The sequence below is a fragment of the Embleya sp. NPDC050493 genome, assembly GCF_044458105.1.
GTDB lineage: Bacteria > Actinomycetota > Actinomycetes > Streptomycetales > Streptomycetaceae > Embleya.
This window is the reverse complement of sequence record NZ_JBITHP010000010.1, coordinates 241,612-259,563: the sequence shown is the minus strand read 5'-3', so window position 1 is coordinate 259,563 and position 17,952 is coordinate 241,612. Positions and strand designations below refer to the sequence as shown.

Below are 17,952 nucleotides of genomic sequence, written 5' to 3'. Positions count from 1 at the left end.
GCCCATGAGGATTCTGATCACCGGTGGGGCCGGATTCATCGGCTCCGAGTTCGTTCGAAATCTACTGTCCGGTGACCCCGTCCCGCAGGAAAAACCTCGGGTGACCATCCTCGACAAGCTCACCTACTCGGGCAACCAGGCAAATCTTGCGGCCGTCGCCGCGGATCCGCTTTACACGTTCGTTCAGGGTGACATCTGCGACGTCGAGCTCGTGGATCAGCTGATGCCCGGACACGACGTGGTGGTGCACTTCGCCGCGGAATCGCACGTCGACCGCTCCATCGCGGGCTCGGGGCCGTTCGTCGTGACGAACGTGTTGGGCACCCAGGTGTTGCTCGACGCCGCGCGCAAGCACGGCGTGTCCCGCTTCGTGCACGTCTCGACCGACGAGGTCTACGGGTCGATCGAGGTGGGTTCGTGGACCGAGGACTGGCCGCTCGCGCCCAACTCCCCGTACTCGGCCAGCAAGGCTGCTTCCGACCTGCTGGCCCTGTCGTACCACCGCACACACGGCATGGATGTCGTGGTGACGCGCTGCTCCAACAACTACGGGCACTTCCAGTTCCCGGAGAAGATGATCCCGCTGTTCGTGACGAACCTCCTCGACGGCAAGCGGGTGCCGCTGTACGGCGACGGCGGGAACATCCGGGACTGGCTGCATGTCTCCGACCACTGCCAGGGCATCGAACTGGTGATGCGCTCCGGGCGGCCCGGTGAGGTCTACCACATCGGTGGTGGAACCGAGGTCACCAACAAGGAGCTGACGGCCCGCCTGCTCGCCGCTTGTGGGGCGGACTGGGACAGCGTCGACTTCGTCGAGGACCGCAAGGGCCACGACCGTCGCTACTCGCTGAGCATCGACAAACTGCACGACGAACTTGGCTACACTCCCCGCGTGTCCTTCGAACTCGGCCTCGAAGCCACCGTCGCGTGGTACCGCGAGAATCGCGCCTGGTGGGAACCGCTGCAACACAAGGTGGCGCTTTGACCACGTCGGTCGACAACCCGCGCTGGCTCGTCACCGGAGCGCGCGGAATGCTCGGGCGCGATCTGATCGCCGTCCTGGACGCGGTTCCCGGTTCGACGGTCACCGCCGTCGGCCGGGCGGATCTCGACATCACCGACGCCTCCGCCGTGCTCGAGGCGACGGCCGGCCACGACATCGTGGTCAACGCCGCCGCGTGGACGGACGTCGACGGCGCCGAGTCGGCCGAGTCGGCTGCGACCGAGGTCAACGGCACCGCGGTGGGCCATCTGGCTCGGGCCTGTGCCGCGCACGGCTCGCGGCTGATCCAGATCTCCACCGACTACGTCTTCGCCGGCGACAACACCGAGCCGTACTCGGAGAACGCGCCCACCGCACCACTGAACGCCTACGGGCGCGGGAAGCTGATCGGTGAACAGGCCGTGACGGAGCTGTTGCCGACGAGCGGCTACATCGTGCGAACTGCATGGCTGTACGGCGAACACGGGCGGAATTTCGTCTCCACCATGCTGACACTGGCCCGCGACCGCGACACCCTGGACGTCGTCGACGATCAAGCGGGGCAGCCGACCTGGTCGGCCGCCCTGGCCCGGCAGGTGGTTCGCCTGGGCGAGGCCGCTCTCGCGGGGCGCGCGCCGGCGGGGATCTACCATGGCACGGCGAGGGGACGGGCAACCTGGTACGAACTGGCACGAGCCACGTTCGCCGGAGCCGGTCTGGACGCCGACCGGATTCGTCCGACAACATCCGAGAACTTCACGCGCCCCGCCAAGCGTCCCTCCTACAGTGTGCTCGCCCACGATCGATGGGCCGATGCCGGGCTGTCACCCATGGCCGACTGGCGGGACATGCTTGCACAGGCATTGGATTGCCCGGGGTTCGTCGCCCTGCGGCCCGACTGATCAAAAATCGAGCGTGTCATGAAACTAACGATTGTCACCGCGGTCGCCGGATTTTTGGTGGTCATCGTCATTCTGGAGCTGCTGAGGCGACGCCAACTGCGCGAGAAGTACGCAGTTTTGTGGCTCGTCGTCGGCCTGATCGTGGTACCGCTCGGCGCCTTTCCGAAGATGCTCGACTCGGTGGCCACTTCGGTGGGCGTGCAATCGGGTGTCAGCCTCGTGCTCTTCCTCGGTTTCGTCTTCCTGCTCCTGACCTGCATCCACCTGAGCTGGGAATCGAGCCGGCTGGAAGAGGAAACTCGCTCACTCGCCGAAGAGGTTGCGCTCATTCGCACCGAACTGGTCGAGCGAGAGCGCAAGGATGCCATCGCCCTCACCCGTACCGAGTCGGCGAAGCGGGAATGCGTAAATGATTAACGACAAGCGGGTCCTGATCATCATCCCCGCCTGGAACGAGGCCGCGTCGATCGGGGACGTGATTCGCGAAGTCCGGGGCGAACTGCCCGAGGTCGACCTCCTGGTCGTCGACGACGGCTCGACCGACGACACCACCAAGGTGGCCCGCGCGGCCGGTGCGACGGTCACCACACTGCCGTACAACCTCGGCGTCGGCGGGGCGATGCGGCTCGGCTACCGCTACGCCTACGAGCACGACTACGACGTGGCCATCCAGGTCGACGCGGACGGTCAGCACGATCCCCGGTACGTGCCCAAGCTCGTGGATCGGCTCGACGACGCGTCCCTGGTCATCGGCGCGCGCTTCGCCGGTGAAGGCGACTACGCGGTCCGGGGTCCGCGCAAGTGGACGATGGTCATGCTGTCCGCAGTGCTGTCGCGGATGGCGAAGACGAAGCTGACCGACACCACCTCGGGCTTTCGGGCGTGCAATCGGGACATCATTCGGTTGTTCGCCGAGTGGTATCCGGTGGAATACCTCGGCGACACCGTCGAGACCACGGTCCGGGTGATCCGCCTCAAGCACAAGGTCGTTCAGGTTCCGGTGGCGATGCGGGCCCGGCAGGCCGGCACGCCGAGCCACTCGCCCGCCAAGGCGATGGTCTACCTCGGTCGCGCTTTCATCACCCTGCTGTTGGCGATCGCGCGCCGATGAAGACGATGCTGCTGCGGGCGATCCGCGCGCTGCCCCAGGGCACCCTCCTCGTGGGCGCCGGCATGGTCGTCCTCGGCGGTGCTTCCTACATTCACCTGGCGATCGCGGGCCACTCGTTGAACCCCGACGACATGTCCGGGGTCTCGGTCCTGTGGACCATCATCTTCTCGATCGGACTGGGCCTGTTCTTCCCGGTCGAACAGGAGATCACCAGGATCGTCGCCGCCCGAGCCGCCGCGGGCTCGGGCACGGCGCCGGTCCTGTGGCGCGGGAGCATGCTGGCCGGCGGGCTGTTGCTCGCCGTGCTGGCGCTCCTCGCCGGCGCCTCGGGCCCGATGGCCGACCGGCTCTTCGACGGCGATCGACAACTGTTGATTGCGCTCGGCGGCGCGTTCCTGGGTCTGACCGTCGTCTCGGTCACGCGCGGCATACTCGCGGGGCACGGCGCCTTCGTCGCGTACGGAACGCAGTTGGCCCTGGACGGCGGTCTGCGGATCGTGCTCGCCGTCGCGCTCGGCGTCTCGGGCAGCAGTTCGCCCCTGTTGTTCTCGCTGATCCTGACCGTTGCCCCGATCCTGGCCATGTCGGCCACCTTGCCGCCCGTGCTGCGCGCGGCCCGGCCCGGCCCGACGCTCGCCTGGCGTGAGCTGTACCGAGGACTCGGTCTGCTGATCGTGTCGACCCTGCTGGCCCAGCTGATGGTCAACACCGCGGTATTGAGCGTCAAGCTGTTCGAACCGGAGCAGACCGCCCTGGTCACCGCGTTGCTCAGCGCGCTGATCCTGGCGCGGGTGCCGCTGTTCGTCTTCGGGTCGCTCCAAGCGTCGTTGTTGCCCGGCCTCTCCCGTACCTTCACCGACGGCGATCGGCGCACCTTCCGCGGCCTCGTCCTGCGCGCTTGTCTGGTGGTCACGGCGCTTGGCGTGGCCGGCGGGCTGGGCGCCACGGTGTTCGGTCCGTGGATCATCAGGGTCTTCTTCAACGCTCCGGAAGGCGTCCTGGGCGCTTCGGACTTCGCCTGGTTCTCGGCCGGGACCCTGTGCTACATGCTTGCGATGGTGCTCGGGCAGGGCGTGATGGCGATGAACCGTCACCGCGGCCAACTCGTCGCGTGGGTCGGCGGAACCGTCGTGCTCGTGGCGATCACCTGCGCGCCCGGCGACATCCGACTGCGTGTCGAGATCGCCTTCGCCGCCGCGACCGCGGTGACGGCACTGTTGATGGCGGCGATGCTCCGGGCCGGTGCCCGGCGTTTTCCCGCCCCCGTCCGACCCGCGCCCTCGGCGCGAGCCGTGGCGGATCCCGTCGGTGGCGCCTCGCGAGGTGAGTAGGATCGACGGGCCGTGTGGCCCACGAGGAGGCCCCCTCGCGGGTGCTGGATCGATCGACAATCGGGAGTTCAGGGTGCGTGAGCGCACGGATGCCCCTGCTGAATCCGTTCGTCCCGCCGAGACGGTGCACCCGGAAGGGGCGGGCGAGCGACAAGTCCACACGATCGACGTGATGATGCCGTACTACGGTGACGTCGGGCTGATGCAGCACGCGGTGCGCAGCATCCTCGCCCAGACCGACCCGAACTGGCGACTGACCGTGGTCGACGACGGCCGGGAGAAGGGTGTTCCCGAGTGGTTCGCCGCGCTCGGCGACGATCGGGTGCGCTATCGGCGCAACGAGCACAACCTCGGGGTCACCGAGAATTTCCGCAAGTGCGTCGACCTTGCCGAACTGGGCCACATGGTCATGATGGGCTGCGACGACGTCCTTCTGCCGAACTACATCGCGACCATTCGCGCGGTGCTGCGCGCGCATCCGGACGCGGGGATGGTGCAGCCCGGCGTCCAGGTGATCGACGGCGCCGGCCTGCCCGCGAAGACCCTCGTCGACCAGACCAAGCGCAGGATCTACGCGCCCAAGATCGAAGGTGTGCGGCGGTTGGGCGGCGAACGGCTCGCGATCAGTGTGCTGCGCGGCAACTGGCTGTACTTCCCGTCGGTGTGCTGGCGTACCGAGGCCATCCAGGCGATCAACTTCCGCCGGGACCTGCACGTCATTCAGGACCTCGCCCTGGTCCTGGACCTGTTGCAGGCGGGCGAGCAACTCGTGGTGTCCGACGTCGTGTGCTTCCAGTACCGCAGGCACGCGGTGAGCGAGTCCTCGTTGCAGGCGTTCGACGGGCGCCGGTTCGTGGAGGAGCGGGGCTTTTTCCTCGACGTCGCCGACCGCATGGAGCAACACGGGTGGCACGAGGCGGCGAAGGTGGCCCGTAAGCACTTCTCGTCGCGCCTGCACGCGCTGACGATGTTGCCGATGATGGTGCGCAGCCGCAATTGGGACGGGGCGCGGATGCTCGCCAGGCACACCTACGGAACGGGCCGACACGCCGGCTGAACGTCCGCGAGCCGAAAAAACGGGAGGGCCCGCCGACATCGTCGGCGGGCCCTCCCGTTCGTCATGGTGGACGGACATCCACGCATGCGCCGCGAAACGGTGGGCTCACTCGATCGCCGGTGTTCGCACAACTTCCAGGAGCAGCTTCGGTTGGGATGCGGCCAGCCGCTCGAAGCGTTCCGCGAGCGTCCGGTTCGTGATCACCAGACGCAGCGGCTTCGGACTGTCGCGAACCACCTGTTCGAGCCGGCGCACCTCCTGCTCGCGATTGCGGCCGCCCTGCCCGTACGAGGCGAGCCCGGCGAGCCAGGGAATCCCGGTCACGGTGGTGTCGAGGGAGCCCAGGCGTCGCTTGAGGATCGCGTCGAGGAAGGAGATCCGCCAGTTGTCCGTTCCCGTGTCGGAGTAGACGAACAGCGTCGAGGGTCCGGTGCCGAAGAAACCGCGGGCGCGCAGTACCTTGGCGGTCTCCCCGACCCGTTGTCGGTCGAAGCCGCTCGACCACCTCGCGGCATACGTGGTGTCCGGTCCGTTCGCCCCCTCCGCCGTGTGCACCGGACCCCACTGGATGCCGCCGACCAGGGTCACCCCGGCGATTACCGCGGCCAGGCCGGTTGCCGAGCGGGCGAGTGGACGCAGTCGCGGATTCTCGGGTTCCGGTGCGAGGGTGGGCCGCAGCAGCAGGCCGATGGAGCCGATGCCGATCAGCGCGATCGAGTACAGCCCCTGAAACGCCTTCTCGTAGTAGTAGGACGTCTCGCCGAGAGTGAGTGTCTGGTAGAGGTGGAAGGCGCCCACGGCCGCGGTCACGAGCACGAGCTGAGCCGACATCACGCGCCACACGGGCGAACGCCGCCCGGCCCGGGTGAGCAGCGACGCCACGGTGATCACGATGCATGCCGCTACCAGATTGCGACTCATCGGTTCGATGCCGCCGGCCGCCTGGAGCTGTTTGGTCTGGCTGAAGCCGGTCAACTGCGGCCCGACGATGGGGATCAGCACGATCGCGCCGGTGATAGTGCCGACGATCGCGGTGAAGATCGGTGCGGTGCGCAGGCGTCGGCGATACACCACGGCCGCCACGAGCACGGCGGGAGCGGCCGACACCACGAACAGGTTGTAGACGAAGGCCAGGGTCACCAACGCGGCCCCGACCACGAGCACTTGCTCGCGGACCCTGCCGGCCGGGCGCACCAGCACCGCGATGGTGAGTGCGAGGACCGCTATCCCCAGCGACGCCGAATCGTGGCCGAGGGTGAAGACACCGATCAGCTGACCGGTCGCGGCCACGGTGCCGACCACGGCGCACACCAGCGCCCGGCGCCAACCGGTGACGGTCGGCCCGGCGATCCACCGGGCCGACCAGACCAGCGCGAGCACCAGGAAGCCGTAGCCGAGAATCGTGTACAGGAAGTAGCGGTCGTAGGCCTCCGCGGCGGGACCGGCGTCCGTGGTCGAACGCAGGAATGTGTCGAGCACCGTGTAGAGGAAGTGCGAGCCCGGCGGGTAGACCCGGGCCATCTGCGGGTTCATCGACGTGCTCGCCTCGGCGGCGTGGAAGTACGTGTATCCGCCGACGCGGTGGATCGCGTCGAACATGGAGAAGTGGCTGCCTTTGTCCTCCGTCACCACGGTGTACAGGAGCCGCTCGTTCGGTGATCTGCCGCGCAGCGGTCGATACAGTTGGGCGCTCGCGTAGGCGGCCAGGGCGAGCGCGAGCAGATCGGTGGGCAACACGCGCCGGGGTAGCGTCGGCCGTCGTCCGGTGACCAGGGCGGCCACGAGGGTGACGGTCAGCAGCGTGCCCGCCATCGGCACCGGGTGTAGACCCCAGGGCCAGAGCGAGAACAGCAGGCCGGCCGTGATGACCTCGCCCAGCAGCAGCACACAGGTGAGCATGAGCCGGTCGAATAGGGCGACGCCGCTGCGGACCAGGGAGGCGGTGCCGAAAAACAGCAGCGGCAACGACATCCAGTCGACATGCAGCAGGTGGAACGCCGCAGGCAGGATCCAGGCGGCGCAGGCCAGGCCTGGAAAAGGGAGCATCGACCGCGCCGGCGGACGCCGTTCGGATCGTGGTGATACCGACTCTGGCGCCTCGTGCGTCGTGCTCGGCCACCCCACAGGGCTCATGAAGGTTCTTTCTCGCTTACGCCGGGAGCATCGCGGCGGCTTGCCGTGCCGTTGACCGGTGCCATGGCGAGCGCCGGCTCCGGAGTGTCGGGCGTGGCGGTCTTCGGGGGATCATCCGCGACGGTGGCATCGCTCGGCCGCCTGAACCTGAACGAGGGAGTCCAGTGCTTGAGACCGAGCGCCGGCTTCTCCACCAAGTGCCAGGACACGAAAGCGAACGCGAAGGTGCAGACGACGGACAGCGCGGCGAACGCGGCGAATCCGAAGCGTCCGATGTCGTACATCGCCAGGATCTGCTGGGCCAGGAAGCCGTAGATGTAGATGCCGTACGAGTAGTCGTTGCGGCTGCCGATCCGGTGGAACCACTTCGGAAGCCGAATGGCCAGCCACAGGAGCAGATAGGCGTAGGCGGGCAGGCCCAGTACGAAGAATCCGCCGAACAGCAGTGAACCTCCCAACGCCACGGCGCACACCGCGGCGGCGAGGTCGTTGACCTTCAGCCGCTCCTTGTACAACTCCGCGCAGGTGCCCAAGAGAAACAGGAATCCCAGGTACACGAGAAAGTCCATGCGCAGTTCCCCGATCAGGGGAACCATGTACACCGACCCGGTCTGGTTCGGCGGCCCGCTCCATCCCGACGCCTTGATGTAGTCGTCGAGCATGTAGAGGTAGGTCACCAGAGTGAGGAAGAGTACGAAGCGGCGGGCGCGCCCGAAGACCCCGGTGAAGGCGAGGATGCCTACGCCGATGTAGCAGAGCATTTCGTAGGCAAGGGACCACAGGGAGCCGTTGAATGCGCTCGCGCCCGTGCGTTCACCCCACGGCGTGGTGGTTTTCAGCAGATCCGAGATGCCGTATTGGCGAACGCCGGTCCACCAGTTGGCCCGGGCGTAGTCGAACGGGCCTTGCGGGTGGTGCCAGAAGCCGTTCAGGGTGCCGTTCTCGTGCATCGCCACCAAGGGGGCCACGACGAACGCGGTGACGAGCAGACAGACCCAGAGGCCGGGGAAGATGCGCAGACCGCGGTGCCACGCGTAGCGGCCGATGCCGCCGCGGCGGGAACTGCGGGTGATCAGCAGGCCCGAGAGCACGAAGAAGCCGTACACGGACATGGTTCCGACATCGGTTTGATGGTCGAACAACTGAAGTCCGAGATTGTCCTCACTCACCCCGAGCGGTCGGGAATGGGAGAGGACGACCGCGAGTGCCAGGCCCAGTCGGATGAACCCGACGCTGTTCTGTCTACCGGAGAAGAGTTCCTCCAGACTGCCTCGCGACCGTGTGAAGCTCGACCATGACATGCGTGAACTCTCCTCAAGTGCACCAGAGCGACTCGTGCGTCCGGCCCCTACATGGATGGATGCCACGGGGGGACTCTTCGTAGTGCGGTTTGGGCGGAGCGGCGAGCGTGGTCGCCCCACGAGGTGCGTCTCGGCACTCCCAGGCAAGCCCCGCCGTGGGTGGTGGCGCCTCGGTCGAGTTCGCGGCGCCCGGACGACCCGGGGACGGATGCTCCCGGTAGGGTGACGGAGCGCTCGCCTGCGAGCGCCGCACACGATACCGGCTGCGGCGGCCACGGAGCGGCCCGTCATCGCGGGAGCGCCGTCGATATTCGGCCCGATGATAGGTTTCCGGTTCAGGAATTCAACCGGAATTCACCGATCGTCCGCCTGCGTGGCGGTCGGGACGAGTTCGGCCTCGATAGCCTCGGCGCGCTCGATTCGACTGCGCACCCGCACGGCGGTGCGAATCGTTCGGGACTTGGGCCCGGCGATCGAATATGAAGTACCGGAACCCGCCATCAGGTAGCGCAAGCCCGAACGAGGATTCGTGACAGTCTCAAACAGCGTGAAGACAACCACGGCGTCGGATCCGTCCGCGCCGCATTCCACGCCCCCCGAACCACGTACCGGCGGGATGCGCCGGGTCGCGGGTGTGCTCGTCGCCCTGGCCCTGGCCTGGCTGGTCCCGGCCGGGCTCTACGCCGTGCATGCGTCGATCGTGCTGCCGCTGATTTTCTTCGCCCTCGTCGCGTCGCTGCTGCGTTCCGGACGCACGATCCTGGATCGACTGGTCCTGGCCGTGGCAATGAGCGCCGGCGCCATGTGCCTCGCGGGTTTGGTGTTCTCGATCTGGCCCTGGGGCCTCCACCCCGTGCCGATCTCGGGGGTGGCGTTCACCGTGGCGGTGCTCGTCGCCGAGGTGACCGGACGCCGACCCGAGCTGCCGCGCCGCAACGGGCTGCCCGACCTGATCACCCTCGGCGTCACCGCCCTGGTCACCGTCGCCACCCTGCTGCCGCTCATGGGCCGGGGCCTGGTCGGCCGGCTCTCCACCGTGGCGATCGCGGAGGACCTGGGTCGCCACTTCGCGCTGTTCGACAACATCCGTACGCACGGCGGCTACACCTTCCAGCACCAGTCGGAGCTGAAGGTGAGCCTGAACACGGACATGAGCGCGTATCCGCAGGGCAGCCACTTCGCGATGGGGCTGTTCGACAACTTCCTGCGGGCCAGGACCGATCCGGGCTCCACGGTCACCGAACTCAACGTCTTTCTGTTCTGCTACGTCGCCACCTTCGTCTTCCTCGTCTTCACAGTGCTCTGGGCGATGCGCTGGATGGCCGGCGGCACGTTGTCGACGTGGCGTTACCTGGTGGTCGGCGCAGCCGCCGGTGCCTACCTGTTCTTCGGCGACGGCATCGCGATGTTCATGCGCGGGTTCCCCAGCGAGTTCGTGGGCCTGGGACTGCTCGCACTCCTGGTCGCGGTCGTGTGCCGGCCGCTGCGGCGGCTGCGCGAACAACTGTGCGTGTTGTCGTCGCTGACGATCGCGGTGTCGTTCACCTATTACCTGTTCCTCCCGGCGGCCGGCGTGATGCTGATCGCGTGGATGGTCGGCTACCGCAAGCAGTTGTGGGCGCAGCGCTGGTGGACCGGCGTCGCGATCGTGGTCACCATGATCGGTGCGCTCGTCGAGCCGATGATCAACTGGAAGTACGCGAGCAAGTCCGAGGTGGTCAATGCGGCCGGGGGGATCAACCCGATAATCCGCCACCTGTTCATGCTGCTGATATTCCTCGTGGTCCTGGGCCTGGTCTCGCGGACCGCCTGGCGGCACCCGGTCCGGCGGATGGCCATCCTGTGGATGATCGTCGCCGGCGGCGCGGCGATGGCCATGTTCGCCTACCAGACCTGGGTGATGGGCGAGACCTCGTACTACTACGAGAAGCTCCTGCATCAGGCGATGGTGGTCGGGATCGTCTGCCTCGGGGCGGGGGTCCTGGTCGCCCCACGTCGGCGGCCCGGCCGCGATCGGGAGCCGTTCACCCGGCCGCTGTCCGCAGGCCTGTTGGCCCTGTGCGTCGTGGTGACCATCGCGTTCAACGCGAGCCCGGATCGCGAGGTCTGGCGCAAGCCGCAGCCGGAGGGTACGAGCTGGGGTGTCGGCTTCCTCGAGCGCAAGCTCGACTATCCCCGACTCGGACAGCTGATCCTTGCGGCGCAAAAGGCCAACCCGCGGTACGAGAACCACGCCACGATCATCCAGATGTCCGATGACTGGCAGGGCAACTATTACGGCACGCTGTGGCTGGACGTGCTCATGCGCAACCTGGCTCTGTCCATGGACGTGAAGCCGCCGGTGGGTTCCAAGGAAACACCGCAGGAACTGACCGAACGCATCGTGAACAAGTTCCCGAAGACGCCGTTCCGGGTCTACACCGACGATTGGGACACCGCCACCACCCTCCAGGTGCTTCGGCGCAACCGCCCGGACCTGGGTGTCGACGTGCTGTTCAGCAACCCGACCCGGTGCACGTACGACTTCCGCCCGATGCCGGTCCTGGGTCCGCGCGAGGTGCCCGGGCCGATGCCCACGATCGGCTTCCCCGCGAACGGCTGCAAGAGCGCGGCGACCGGGCCCGGCAAGACCAAGTAGGCGCCGGGCCGTAGACGTGGACGATCGCCACGACGGCCGCCGATGCAGGCGGCCGTCGTGGCGATGGTGGTCGAGCGTGGCGTTGTCGGCGTGGCCCAGCGCAGCCGGGACGGGCGTACGCGGGAGTCGGTCGAAGTCAGGGCGAACCGGTGGGTGCCTTGGTGCCCACCAGGTCCTTGTCCTGTTCGGTCCCCGGGACCATGATCCGGCGGGACACCAGGAACGTCACCGGGATGGCCGCGGCGGCTGCCACCAGCGGGGCGATCCGCTCGTCCATCGACACCCACGAGACGAGCGCGTAGACGCCGACGGTGGTGATCACGAAGTTGGTGATGTTGGTGAGCGGGAAGAGCAGGAACTTCTTCCAGGTCGGCTTGGTCTTGTAGGTGAACCAGGAGTTCATGAAGAACGAGCCGATCATGCTCAGCACGAATGCCGATATGTGCGCCACCAGATACGGCACGAAATGGTTGAACGTGAGATAGAGGGCGTAGTACGTGCCGGTGTTGACGACGCCCACGATCGCGAAACGAAATGCCTGGCGCAGCATCAGTGGGTGACCTCCCGCGTGCCGACGTCCACGGAGGTTTCCCGAATGGTCGCGACGGTGCGCGGCGCATCCACCCGATCGGACGTGCTCTCGCGCACCAGATAGTGCGGTCGGCGCTTGGTCTCGTAGTAGATGCGGCCGATGTATTCGCCGATCAGGCCGAGCATCGTCATCTGCAGCCCACCGAGGCCGGTGACGGCGGCGATGATCGTGATGTAACCCGGGGTGGCGATGCCCTGGAAGATCGCGATGCCGACCAACGTGAGGGTGTACGCGAGGGACACCGCGGACAGCGTGAGCCCGAAGTAGATCGCCACCCGCAGCGGTCGGTTGTTGAACGAGATCAGACCGTCGAGACCGTAGTTGAGCAGCTTGCCGAAGCTCCACTTGGTCTGCCCGAGCTCACGCGTGACATTCTTGTACTCGAACATCACCGAGTCGTAGCCGATCCACGAGTACAACCCCTTGGAGAAGCGGTTGTACTCGCGCATCGACAGCAGCGCGTCCAGGGCCTTGCGCGAGAGCAGTCGGAAGTCGCCGACGCCGTCGACGAGTTCGACGTCAACCCACTTGTTGACGAGCTTGTAGTACGAGCTGCTCAGGAAACTGCGGAACCGCTTGTCGCCCTCGCGACTGCGCCTGGCGATGACCTGCTCGTGACCCTTGAGGTGCAGGTCGAGCATGCGCGGGATCAGCTCCGGCGGGTGCTGGAGATCCGCGTCCATGATCACGACGGCGTCGCCGGTCGCCTGTTCGAGGCCCGCGAGCATCGCCGCCTCCTTGCCGAAGTTGCGGCTGAAGGAGACGTACTTGGCGGCGGGATCCTTCTCGGCGAGTTGGCGAAGGATGCGCAGGGTGCCGTCGGAGCTGCCGTCGTCCACGTAGCAGATCTCGACATCGGCCCCGATGTCCTTCAGTTCCTCGCGAATCGTCTCGTGGAACGTGGAGAGGACGGCTTCTTCGTTGAAGCACGGCACCACGAGAGACAAGAGCATTGACTTCACCGGTTCCTCGTCTGGGCGCAGAGCCAGATCTTCACCACGGACATCTCTGGGAAGCCTGCCCTCGGCACCTGCGGGCGCACTCGGACGGCGCTGGGCGGGTGCGAGTGGGGCTGTCCGTCGGAGTGCCGATCATTCTTGCACGGATCGTCCGAAGCACGCCGCCCGCCGGAGCCCGCCGCCAACCCGATGGCTGTCTTGATGCAGAACGATGACAATCGCGATCCCTCGAGTGTCGTACGCACGCGCTAACATCCCGTTCGGTTGCACCGATTGCGCAGCCGGGGGGTGTGAACAATCGGTCGCGCAGGTGGGGGAACATGTGCGCGGGCGACGAGTCTCCTCTCGATGCGCCGCTCCGAAAAGAGACGTATGTCGTCCATACGCAACAAATTCCTCTGTGCCGTGACCGCCGGCGCCGCTGCCGCGCTGGGCACCGTCGTACTCTCGGCGGCACCCGCGGGCGCGACCCCGGCCGGGAACAACGGCCTCGTCACCTACACCGTCCAGAACACGAGTGGCTCCTCGTCGGCGAGCCCGCGCGTCGTGGTGGTCGACCCGACGACCAACGCCAAGCGACTGCTCCCGCTTCCGGCCGGGATGAACGCATCCCGCGGCGCGGTGTTCTCCCCCGACGGCAGCCGACTGGCGTTCTGGGCGAACCCTTACCCCACCGCCGGCTCCGGCTGGCGCCTGTTCACCGCCCGTCCCGACGGCTCGGACATCCGCGCCATCGACCTGGGCCCGGGGCTGCCCTCCGTGACACCGGCCTCGCTGGCCTGGTGGCCCAACGGCAGCGAGCTGCTGTTCGTCGCCGACCGCAAGCTCTACTCGGTGTTCAGTAACGGCACCTCGTACGCGTTCCCGCTGGACAACCAGCCCTCCGGCGAGCTCGCCGGCAACGACGTCACGCACCTGTCGATCGCCAAGGATGGCGCCGCGCTGATCTCGCTGCGCCCGACCGGGGCCGGCCCCACCCAGGGCGGTCGGGTCGTGCTGCGCACCTACGCCGGGGTGACCTCGGTGCTCGCCGCCGACGGCGCGGATGCCGAATTCGACCCGTCGGGCCAATTCGCCGTGCTGCGCCGTCCCGCGCAGCCGGGCCAGCCGCTGAGCGATTGGCCGGCCGTGGCGGTGAACCGACAGGGTGCGGGCGTGCCCGGCTCGTTCGTCCCGGGCACGCCCTACGCCCAGCTCGCGCCCGCGCCCGACGGCCACGGCCTGCTGTACACCAAGTACCAGGCGAGCACCGGCTACCAGGGCCACTGCGACACCCTCGCGGTGCAGGTGGCCGACACGGCCGAGCGTCAGCTGAGCACCCCGGGCGACTGCGCCGTGGAGCCCGCGTGGCAGCCGACCCGCAAGAACACCGTGAACCGGGTCGGTGGCCGCACCGCGGTCGAGACCGCGACCGCCGCCTCGGCGGAGCTGTGGGCCGACAAGGGTGTGGCCGACGGTCGACTCCCGGCCGATGCGGTCGTGTTGACCCGTAACGACTATTACGGTGACGGTCTGGTCGGTGTTCCGCTCGCGGCGGCGAAGAAGGGTCCGTTGTTGCTGACGGATCGCAACAGTCTGTCGGCGTCGGCGGAGACCGAGATCAGGCGGATCCTGCCGGCGGGCAAGACGGTCTATCTGCTGGGTGACTCGACCGCGCTGTTCGAGCCGGTGGCGGCGCGGGTGCGTGCGCTCGGCTACAACGCGGTGTGGCTGGGTGGTCGCACCCAGTACGAGACCGCCATCGCGATCGCCGACGCCACCAACCCGAACCCGAAGAACATCCTCTTCGCGACCGGGTTGGAGTACTACGACGCGCTGTCCGCGGGTCCCGCCGCGGCGTCGAACGACGCCGTCGTGCTGCTGACCGACGGCAACCGCCTGCCTTCCTCGGTGCAGGCCTACCTGAGCCGGCACCCGAACGCGGACGTCTTCGGCATCGGCGATCCCGCCGCGGAGGCGCTCTACCTCGACGGTGACCGGGACTACTACTCGATCTCCGGTCGGACCGCGATCGAGACCGCGACCGAGACCGCCAAGCAGATGTTCTACCCGCCCACCGGGGCCGGCGTCGCGACCATGCGCAGCTTCCACGACGCGATGTCCGGTGGCGCGGTGATGGCGAGCATCCACGCGCCGATCCTGCTCAGCGACCCGGACCGGCTGAACTGGGCCACGCAGGACTACCTGCGCGGCAACAGCGCGTCGGTCAACTACGCGCTGATCCTCGGTGACGAGGGCGCGCTGTCCTCCTCGGTCTACAACTCGGTGGCCGGTGAGATCGCCCTCCCGGGTCTGGCCGGCTCCGACACCCTGCGTGCGGAGAGCGGCGCGCGCAGCCTGAAGGCGCCGGCTCCGGGAGCCCCGGCGACGTCCGGCCCGATCGCCGACCTGGGTCCGGCCAAGGCCGGCCTGGTCGCGCAGAAGCCGAACCTGCCGAAGTTCCCGCACGCCGGCTGATCTCCGCATTGCGCGATATTTCGACGGTGACGTCGTAAAAAAGCCGGTTCCGGCCTCCATTCGGATGGTCGGGACCGGCTTTTGCGTTTCCCGAACGATTTCTCGGCCGCCGTCGACGATCTTTCCTTGCCTCGGAATGCGCCGAACAACTCGATGGCTTTGTGCGGTGGGGCCCGCTAACATGCCATCGGTGTTGATGATCGCGTGACCGGGGATGAAAGCCGGTCGTTCGGCGGGTGGGGATATCGGCCGGGCCGGCGAGGATCTTTGGTGCGCCTTGGCGAAAGATACGTATGTCATTCATACGCAATAAATTCCTGTGCGGAATCACGGCCGGGGCCGCGGCGGCATTCGGCACGATCGTGTTCGCCGCCGCGCCCGCACAGGCCACCTACGCGGGGAACAACGGCCTCGTCGCGTACACCGCCGAAGGCCGTGCGGGCTCGACCGCGCCCAGCCCACTGGCGATCGTGGTCGACCCGAAAACCAACGCGTCCCGTCCGCTGCTGCCGCCCGGCATGACCGCGTCGCGTGGCGCGGTCTTCTCGCCGGACGGCAGTCGCGTGGCCTACTGGGCCCACGACTACCCCGCGGCGTCGTTCGGGTGGCGGCTGTACACCTCGCGCCCGGACGGGACGGACGCTCGGCGCATCGAATTGGGCAGCGAGATCTACAACGCCGAGCCGTTCGCGCTGGCGTGGGCGCCGGGCGGTGCCAACCTGCGTTTCGTCACCCGGGGCAGGATCTACTCGATCTACGCCAACGGCGACTCGGAGGCGTTCGTGCTCCAGGACGCGATCCCGGCGCTGGTCGGCCAAATGGTGACGAACATCTCGGTCGGGGCGGACGGCTCCATGTTGTTGTCGCTGCAGGATTACGGCGCGCCCAACACCGAACGCCGGGTGATCCGGCGCAACGCCGACGGCACCGTGACCGCATTCGCCTCCCCGGCCACCGACGCCGAGTTCGCGCCCGGTGGTACGACCGTCATCCTGCGCGCCCCGGCCACGCCGGGCCAGAGCCAGGCGGAGTGGCCGGCCAAGGTGGTCGACCTCCAAGGCGGGGTGGTGGATGTGGGGCTCACACCGGGCACGCCGTACGCGCGGATGGCACCGTCGCCCGACAATTCGACGCTGCTCTACACCAAGTACAAGAAGACGAACGACTACAACGGGCACTGCGACACACTTGCCATGCAGCACCTGGACGACCCCGAGGTGACCTTGGGCCGACCGGGCGACTGCGCGGTGGAGCCGACCTGGCAGTCCACTCGGGTCAACGTGGTGAACCGACTCGGTGGCCGCACCGCGGTGGAGACCGCCACCGCCGCGTCCCAGGAGCAGTGGGCTGCCGTCGGCGCCCCGGCCGGCAACGGCCGCGAGCAGGCCGATGCGGTCGTGTTGACCCGTAACGACTACTACGGTGACGGTCTGGTCGGTGTTCCGCTCGCGGCGGCGAAGAAGGGTCCGTTGTTGCTGACGGATCGCAACAGTCTGTCGGCGTCGGCGGAGACCGAGATCAGGCGGATCCTGCCGGCGGGCAAGACGGTCTATCTGCTGGGTGACTCGACCGCGCTGTTCGAGCCGGTGGCGGCGCGGGTGCGTGCGCTCGGCTACAACGCGGTGTGGCTGGGTGGTCGCACCCAGTACGAGACCGCCATCGCGATCGCCGACGCCACCAACCCGAATCCCGCCTGGGTGCTGTTCGCGACCGGACGCGAGTACTACGACGCGCTGTCGGCGGGCCCGGCGGCCGCGGCCAACAACGCCGTGGTGCTGCTCACCGACGGCGACACGCTGCCCGCCTCGGTGTACGACTACATCCTGGCGCACCCGAACGCCAAGGTGATGGGCATCGGTGACCCGGCCGCGGACGCGCTGAAGTACGGGAGTCCGACCGAGTACTACTACTCGATCACGGGTCGCACGGCCATCGAGACCGCGACCGAGACCGCCAAGGGCATGTTCGACCCGCCGCCGACGGCGGCCGGCGTGGCCACCATGCGCAGCTTCCACGACGCGATGTCCGGCGGCGCGCTGATGGCACGCAACCACGCGCCGATCCTGCTCAGCGACCCGGACCGGCTGAACTGGGCCACGCAGGACTACCTCAGGGTCAACAGCGCCTCGATCGGCTACGTCGCGGTGCTCGGTGACGAGGGCGCGCTGTCCTCATCGGTGCGCGACACGATCGCCGGCGAGATTGCCCTGCCCGGCATGGTCACCTCGACCAACGTCCCGGCGGCCCCGGGCGCGCGCAGCCTCGAGGCGCCGGCCGCGCCCGGCCCGGCCGCCGAGCGTGGCCCGACCTCCGACCGGAGTCCGCTGGAATCGCTCCCGGCCAAGCCCACCCACCGGGGCTGACCCGAGCGCGTCCGCACCCGCACCCAACGAGCGACCGGCCGGGGGGGGGGGGGGGGGGGGGGGGGGGGGGGGGGGGGGGGGGGGCGGGGCGGGGGGGGGGGGGGCGGCGGGGGCGGCGCCGGG

The 17,952-nt window shown here is 68.0% G+C and carries 14 protein-coding genes; 9 read left to right on the top strand and 5 right to left on the bottom strand.

Translation table 11 applies throughout. From position 1 onward, the window contains the following. Positions 1–4: 4 nt before the first annotated feature. From rfbB to ACIBM5_RS21610, 6 genes are all read left to right on the top strand, one after another. Positions 5–988 carry a dTDP-glucose 4,6-dehydratase gene (gene rfbB, locus ACIBM5_RS21635; protein ID WP_396008330.1) on the top strand — a complete coding sequence of 328 codons (984 nt, stop codon included), beginning with the start codon at positions 5–7 and terminating at the stop codon, positions 986–988. Next, positions 985–1,887, top strand: a complete 903-nt coding sequence (rfbD, locus tag ACIBM5_RS21630) for a dTDP-4-dehydrorhamnose reductase (RefSeq protein ID WP_396008329.1) — start codon at positions 985–987, stop codon at positions 1,885–1,887. Before rfbB ends, rfbD begins: the two co-directional genes overlap by 4 nt. A gap of 18 nt (positions 1,888–1,905) precedes the next feature. Continuing rightward, a complete protein-coding gene (locus tag ACIBM5_RS21625) occupies positions 1,906–2,304 on the top strand; it encodes a DUF2304 family protein (protein ID WP_391588113.1) in 399 nt (132 codons plus the stop codon). Beyond that, on the top strand, positions 2,297–2,998 hold the full coding sequence (locus ACIBM5_RS21620; RefSeq protein WP_396008328.1) for a glycosyltransferase family 2 protein: 702 nt from the start codon (positions 2,297–2,299) through the stop codon (positions 2,996–2,998). The genes ACIBM5_RS21625 and ACIBM5_RS21620 overlap by 8 nt, the downstream gene beginning before the upstream one ends. Beyond that, positions 2,995–4,329: a lipopolysaccharide biosynthesis protein gene (locus ACIBM5_RS21615; protein WP_396008327.1), complete on the top strand. Its 1,335-nt coding sequence runs from the start codon at positions 2,995–2,997 to the stop codon at positions 4,327–4,329. The genes ACIBM5_RS21620 and ACIBM5_RS21615 overlap by 4 nt, the downstream gene beginning before the upstream one ends. 172 nt (positions 4,330–4,501) lie before the next feature. After that, the gene (locus ACIBM5_RS21610) at positions 4,502–5,386 is read left to right on the top strand and encodes a glycosyltransferase family 2 protein (protein WP_396008326.1); all 885 of its coding nucleotides are present in this window, start codon (positions 4,502–4,504) and stop codon (positions 5,384–5,386) included. A 105-nt stretch (positions 5,387–5,491) separates the two neighbouring features. Here ACIBM5_RS21610 and ACIBM5_RS21605 read toward each other — a convergent pair whose 3' ends face one another. From ACIBM5_RS21605 to ACIBM5_RS21595, 3 genes are all read right to left on the bottom strand, one after another. Beyond that, positions 5,492–7,432: a hypothetical protein gene (locus ACIBM5_RS21605; protein ID WP_396008325.1), complete on the bottom strand. Its 1,941-nt coding sequence runs from the start codon at positions 7,430–7,432 to the stop codon at positions 5,492–5,494. Between the two features lie 83 nt (positions 7,433–7,515). Then, positions 7,516–8,820, bottom strand: coding sequence for an acyltransferase family protein (locus tag ACIBM5_RS21600; RefSeq protein ID WP_396008324.1), 1,305 nt, complete (start codon positions 8,818–8,820; stop codon positions 7,516–7,518). Positions 8,821–9,174: 354 nt separating this feature from the next. Further along, entirely contained in the window at positions 9,175–9,381 is a 207-nt protein-coding gene (locus ACIBM5_RS21595; RefSeq protein WP_391588119.1) for a hypothetical protein, read from the bottom strand. Between ACIBM5_RS21595 and ACIBM5_RS21590 the strand changes: the two genes are divergently transcribed. Beyond that, the gene (locus ACIBM5_RS21590; RefSeq protein WP_396008323.1) at positions 9,368–11,458 is read left to right on the top strand and encodes a hypothetical protein; all 2,091 of its coding nucleotides are present in this window, start codon (positions 9,368–9,370) and stop codon (positions 11,456–11,458) included. The genes ACIBM5_RS21595 and ACIBM5_RS21590 overlap by 14 nt on opposite strands. Positions 11,459–11,594: 136 nt before the next feature. Here the strand turns inward: ACIBM5_RS21590 and ACIBM5_RS21585 are convergent, their stop codons facing one another. Together ACIBM5_RS21585 and ACIBM5_RS21580 are read right to left on the bottom strand one after the other, a co-directional pair. Continuing rightward, entirely contained in the window at positions 11,595–12,008 is a 414-nt protein-coding gene (locus tag ACIBM5_RS21585; RefSeq protein ID WP_391588121.1) for a GtrA family protein, read from the bottom strand. Next, positions 12,008–13,003, bottom strand: a complete 996-nt coding sequence (locus tag ACIBM5_RS21580; RefSeq protein WP_391588122.1) for a glycosyltransferase family 2 protein — start codon at positions 13,001–13,003, stop codon at positions 12,008–12,010. The genes ACIBM5_RS21585 and ACIBM5_RS21580 overlap by 1 nt, the downstream gene beginning before the upstream one ends. A gap of 378 nt (positions 13,004–13,381) precedes the next feature. Between ACIBM5_RS21580 and ACIBM5_RS21575 the strand changes: the two genes are divergently transcribed. Next, positions 13,382–15,466: a cell wall-binding repeat-containing protein gene (locus ACIBM5_RS21575; protein ID WP_396008322.1), complete on the top strand. Its 2,085-nt coding sequence runs from the start codon at positions 13,382–13,384 to the stop codon at positions 15,464–15,466. A 293-nt stretch (positions 15,467–15,759) separates the two neighbouring features. Then, positions 15,760–17,829: a cell wall-binding repeat-containing protein gene (locus ACIBM5_RS21570; protein WP_396008321.1), complete on the top strand. Its 2,070-nt coding sequence runs from the start codon at positions 15,760–15,762 to the stop codon at positions 17,827–17,829. Positions 17,830–17,952: the final 123 nt, after the last annotated feature.

Bases quoted from the DNA above. Each gene is read 5' to 3' on its own strand.
- ACIBM5_RS21610 (WP_396008326.1), top strand. From the start codon at position 4,502: ATGATGCCGTACTACGGTGACGTCGGGCTGATGCAGCACGCGGTGCGC.
- ACIBM5_RS21625 (WP_391588113.1), top strand. From the start codon at position 1,906: ATGAAACTAACGATTGTCACCGCGGTCGCCGGATTTTTGGTGGTCATC.
- ACIBM5_RS21585 (WP_391588121.1), bottom strand. From the start codon at position 12,008: ATGCTGCGCCAGGCATTTCGTTTCGCGATCGTGGGCGTCGTCAACACC.
- ACIBM5_RS21605 (WP_396008325.1), bottom strand. From the start codon at position 7,432: ATGCTCCCTTTTCCAGGCCTGGCCTGCGCCGCCTGGATCCTGCCTGCG.
- ACIBM5_RS21600 (WP_396008324.1), bottom strand. From the start codon at position 8,820: ATGTCATGGTCGAGCTTCACACGGTCGCGAGGCAGTCTGGAGGAACTC.
- ACIBM5_RS21615 (WP_396008327.1), top strand. From the start codon at position 2,995: ATGAAGACGATGCTGCTGCGGGCGATCCGCGCGCTGCCCCAGGGCACC.
- ACIBM5_RS21575 (WP_396008322.1), top strand. From the start codon at position 13,382: ATGTCGTCCATACGCAACAAATTCCTCTGTGCCGTGACCGCCGGCGCC.
- ACIBM5_RS21570 (WP_396008321.1), top strand. From the start codon at position 15,760: ATGTCATTCATACGCAATAAATTCCTGTGCGGAATCACGGCCGGGGCC.
- rfbB (WP_396008330.1), top strand. From the start codon at position 5: ATGAGGATTCTGATCACCGGTGGGGCCGGATTCATCGGCTCCGAGTTC.
- ACIBM5_RS21620 (WP_396008328.1), top strand. From the start codon at position 2,297: ATGATTAACGACAAGCGGGTCCTGATCATCATCCCCGCCTGGAACGAG.
- ACIBM5_RS21580 (WP_391588122.1), bottom strand. From the start codon at position 13,003: ATGCTCTTGTCTCTCGTGGTGCCGTGCTTCAACGAAGAAGCCGTCCTC.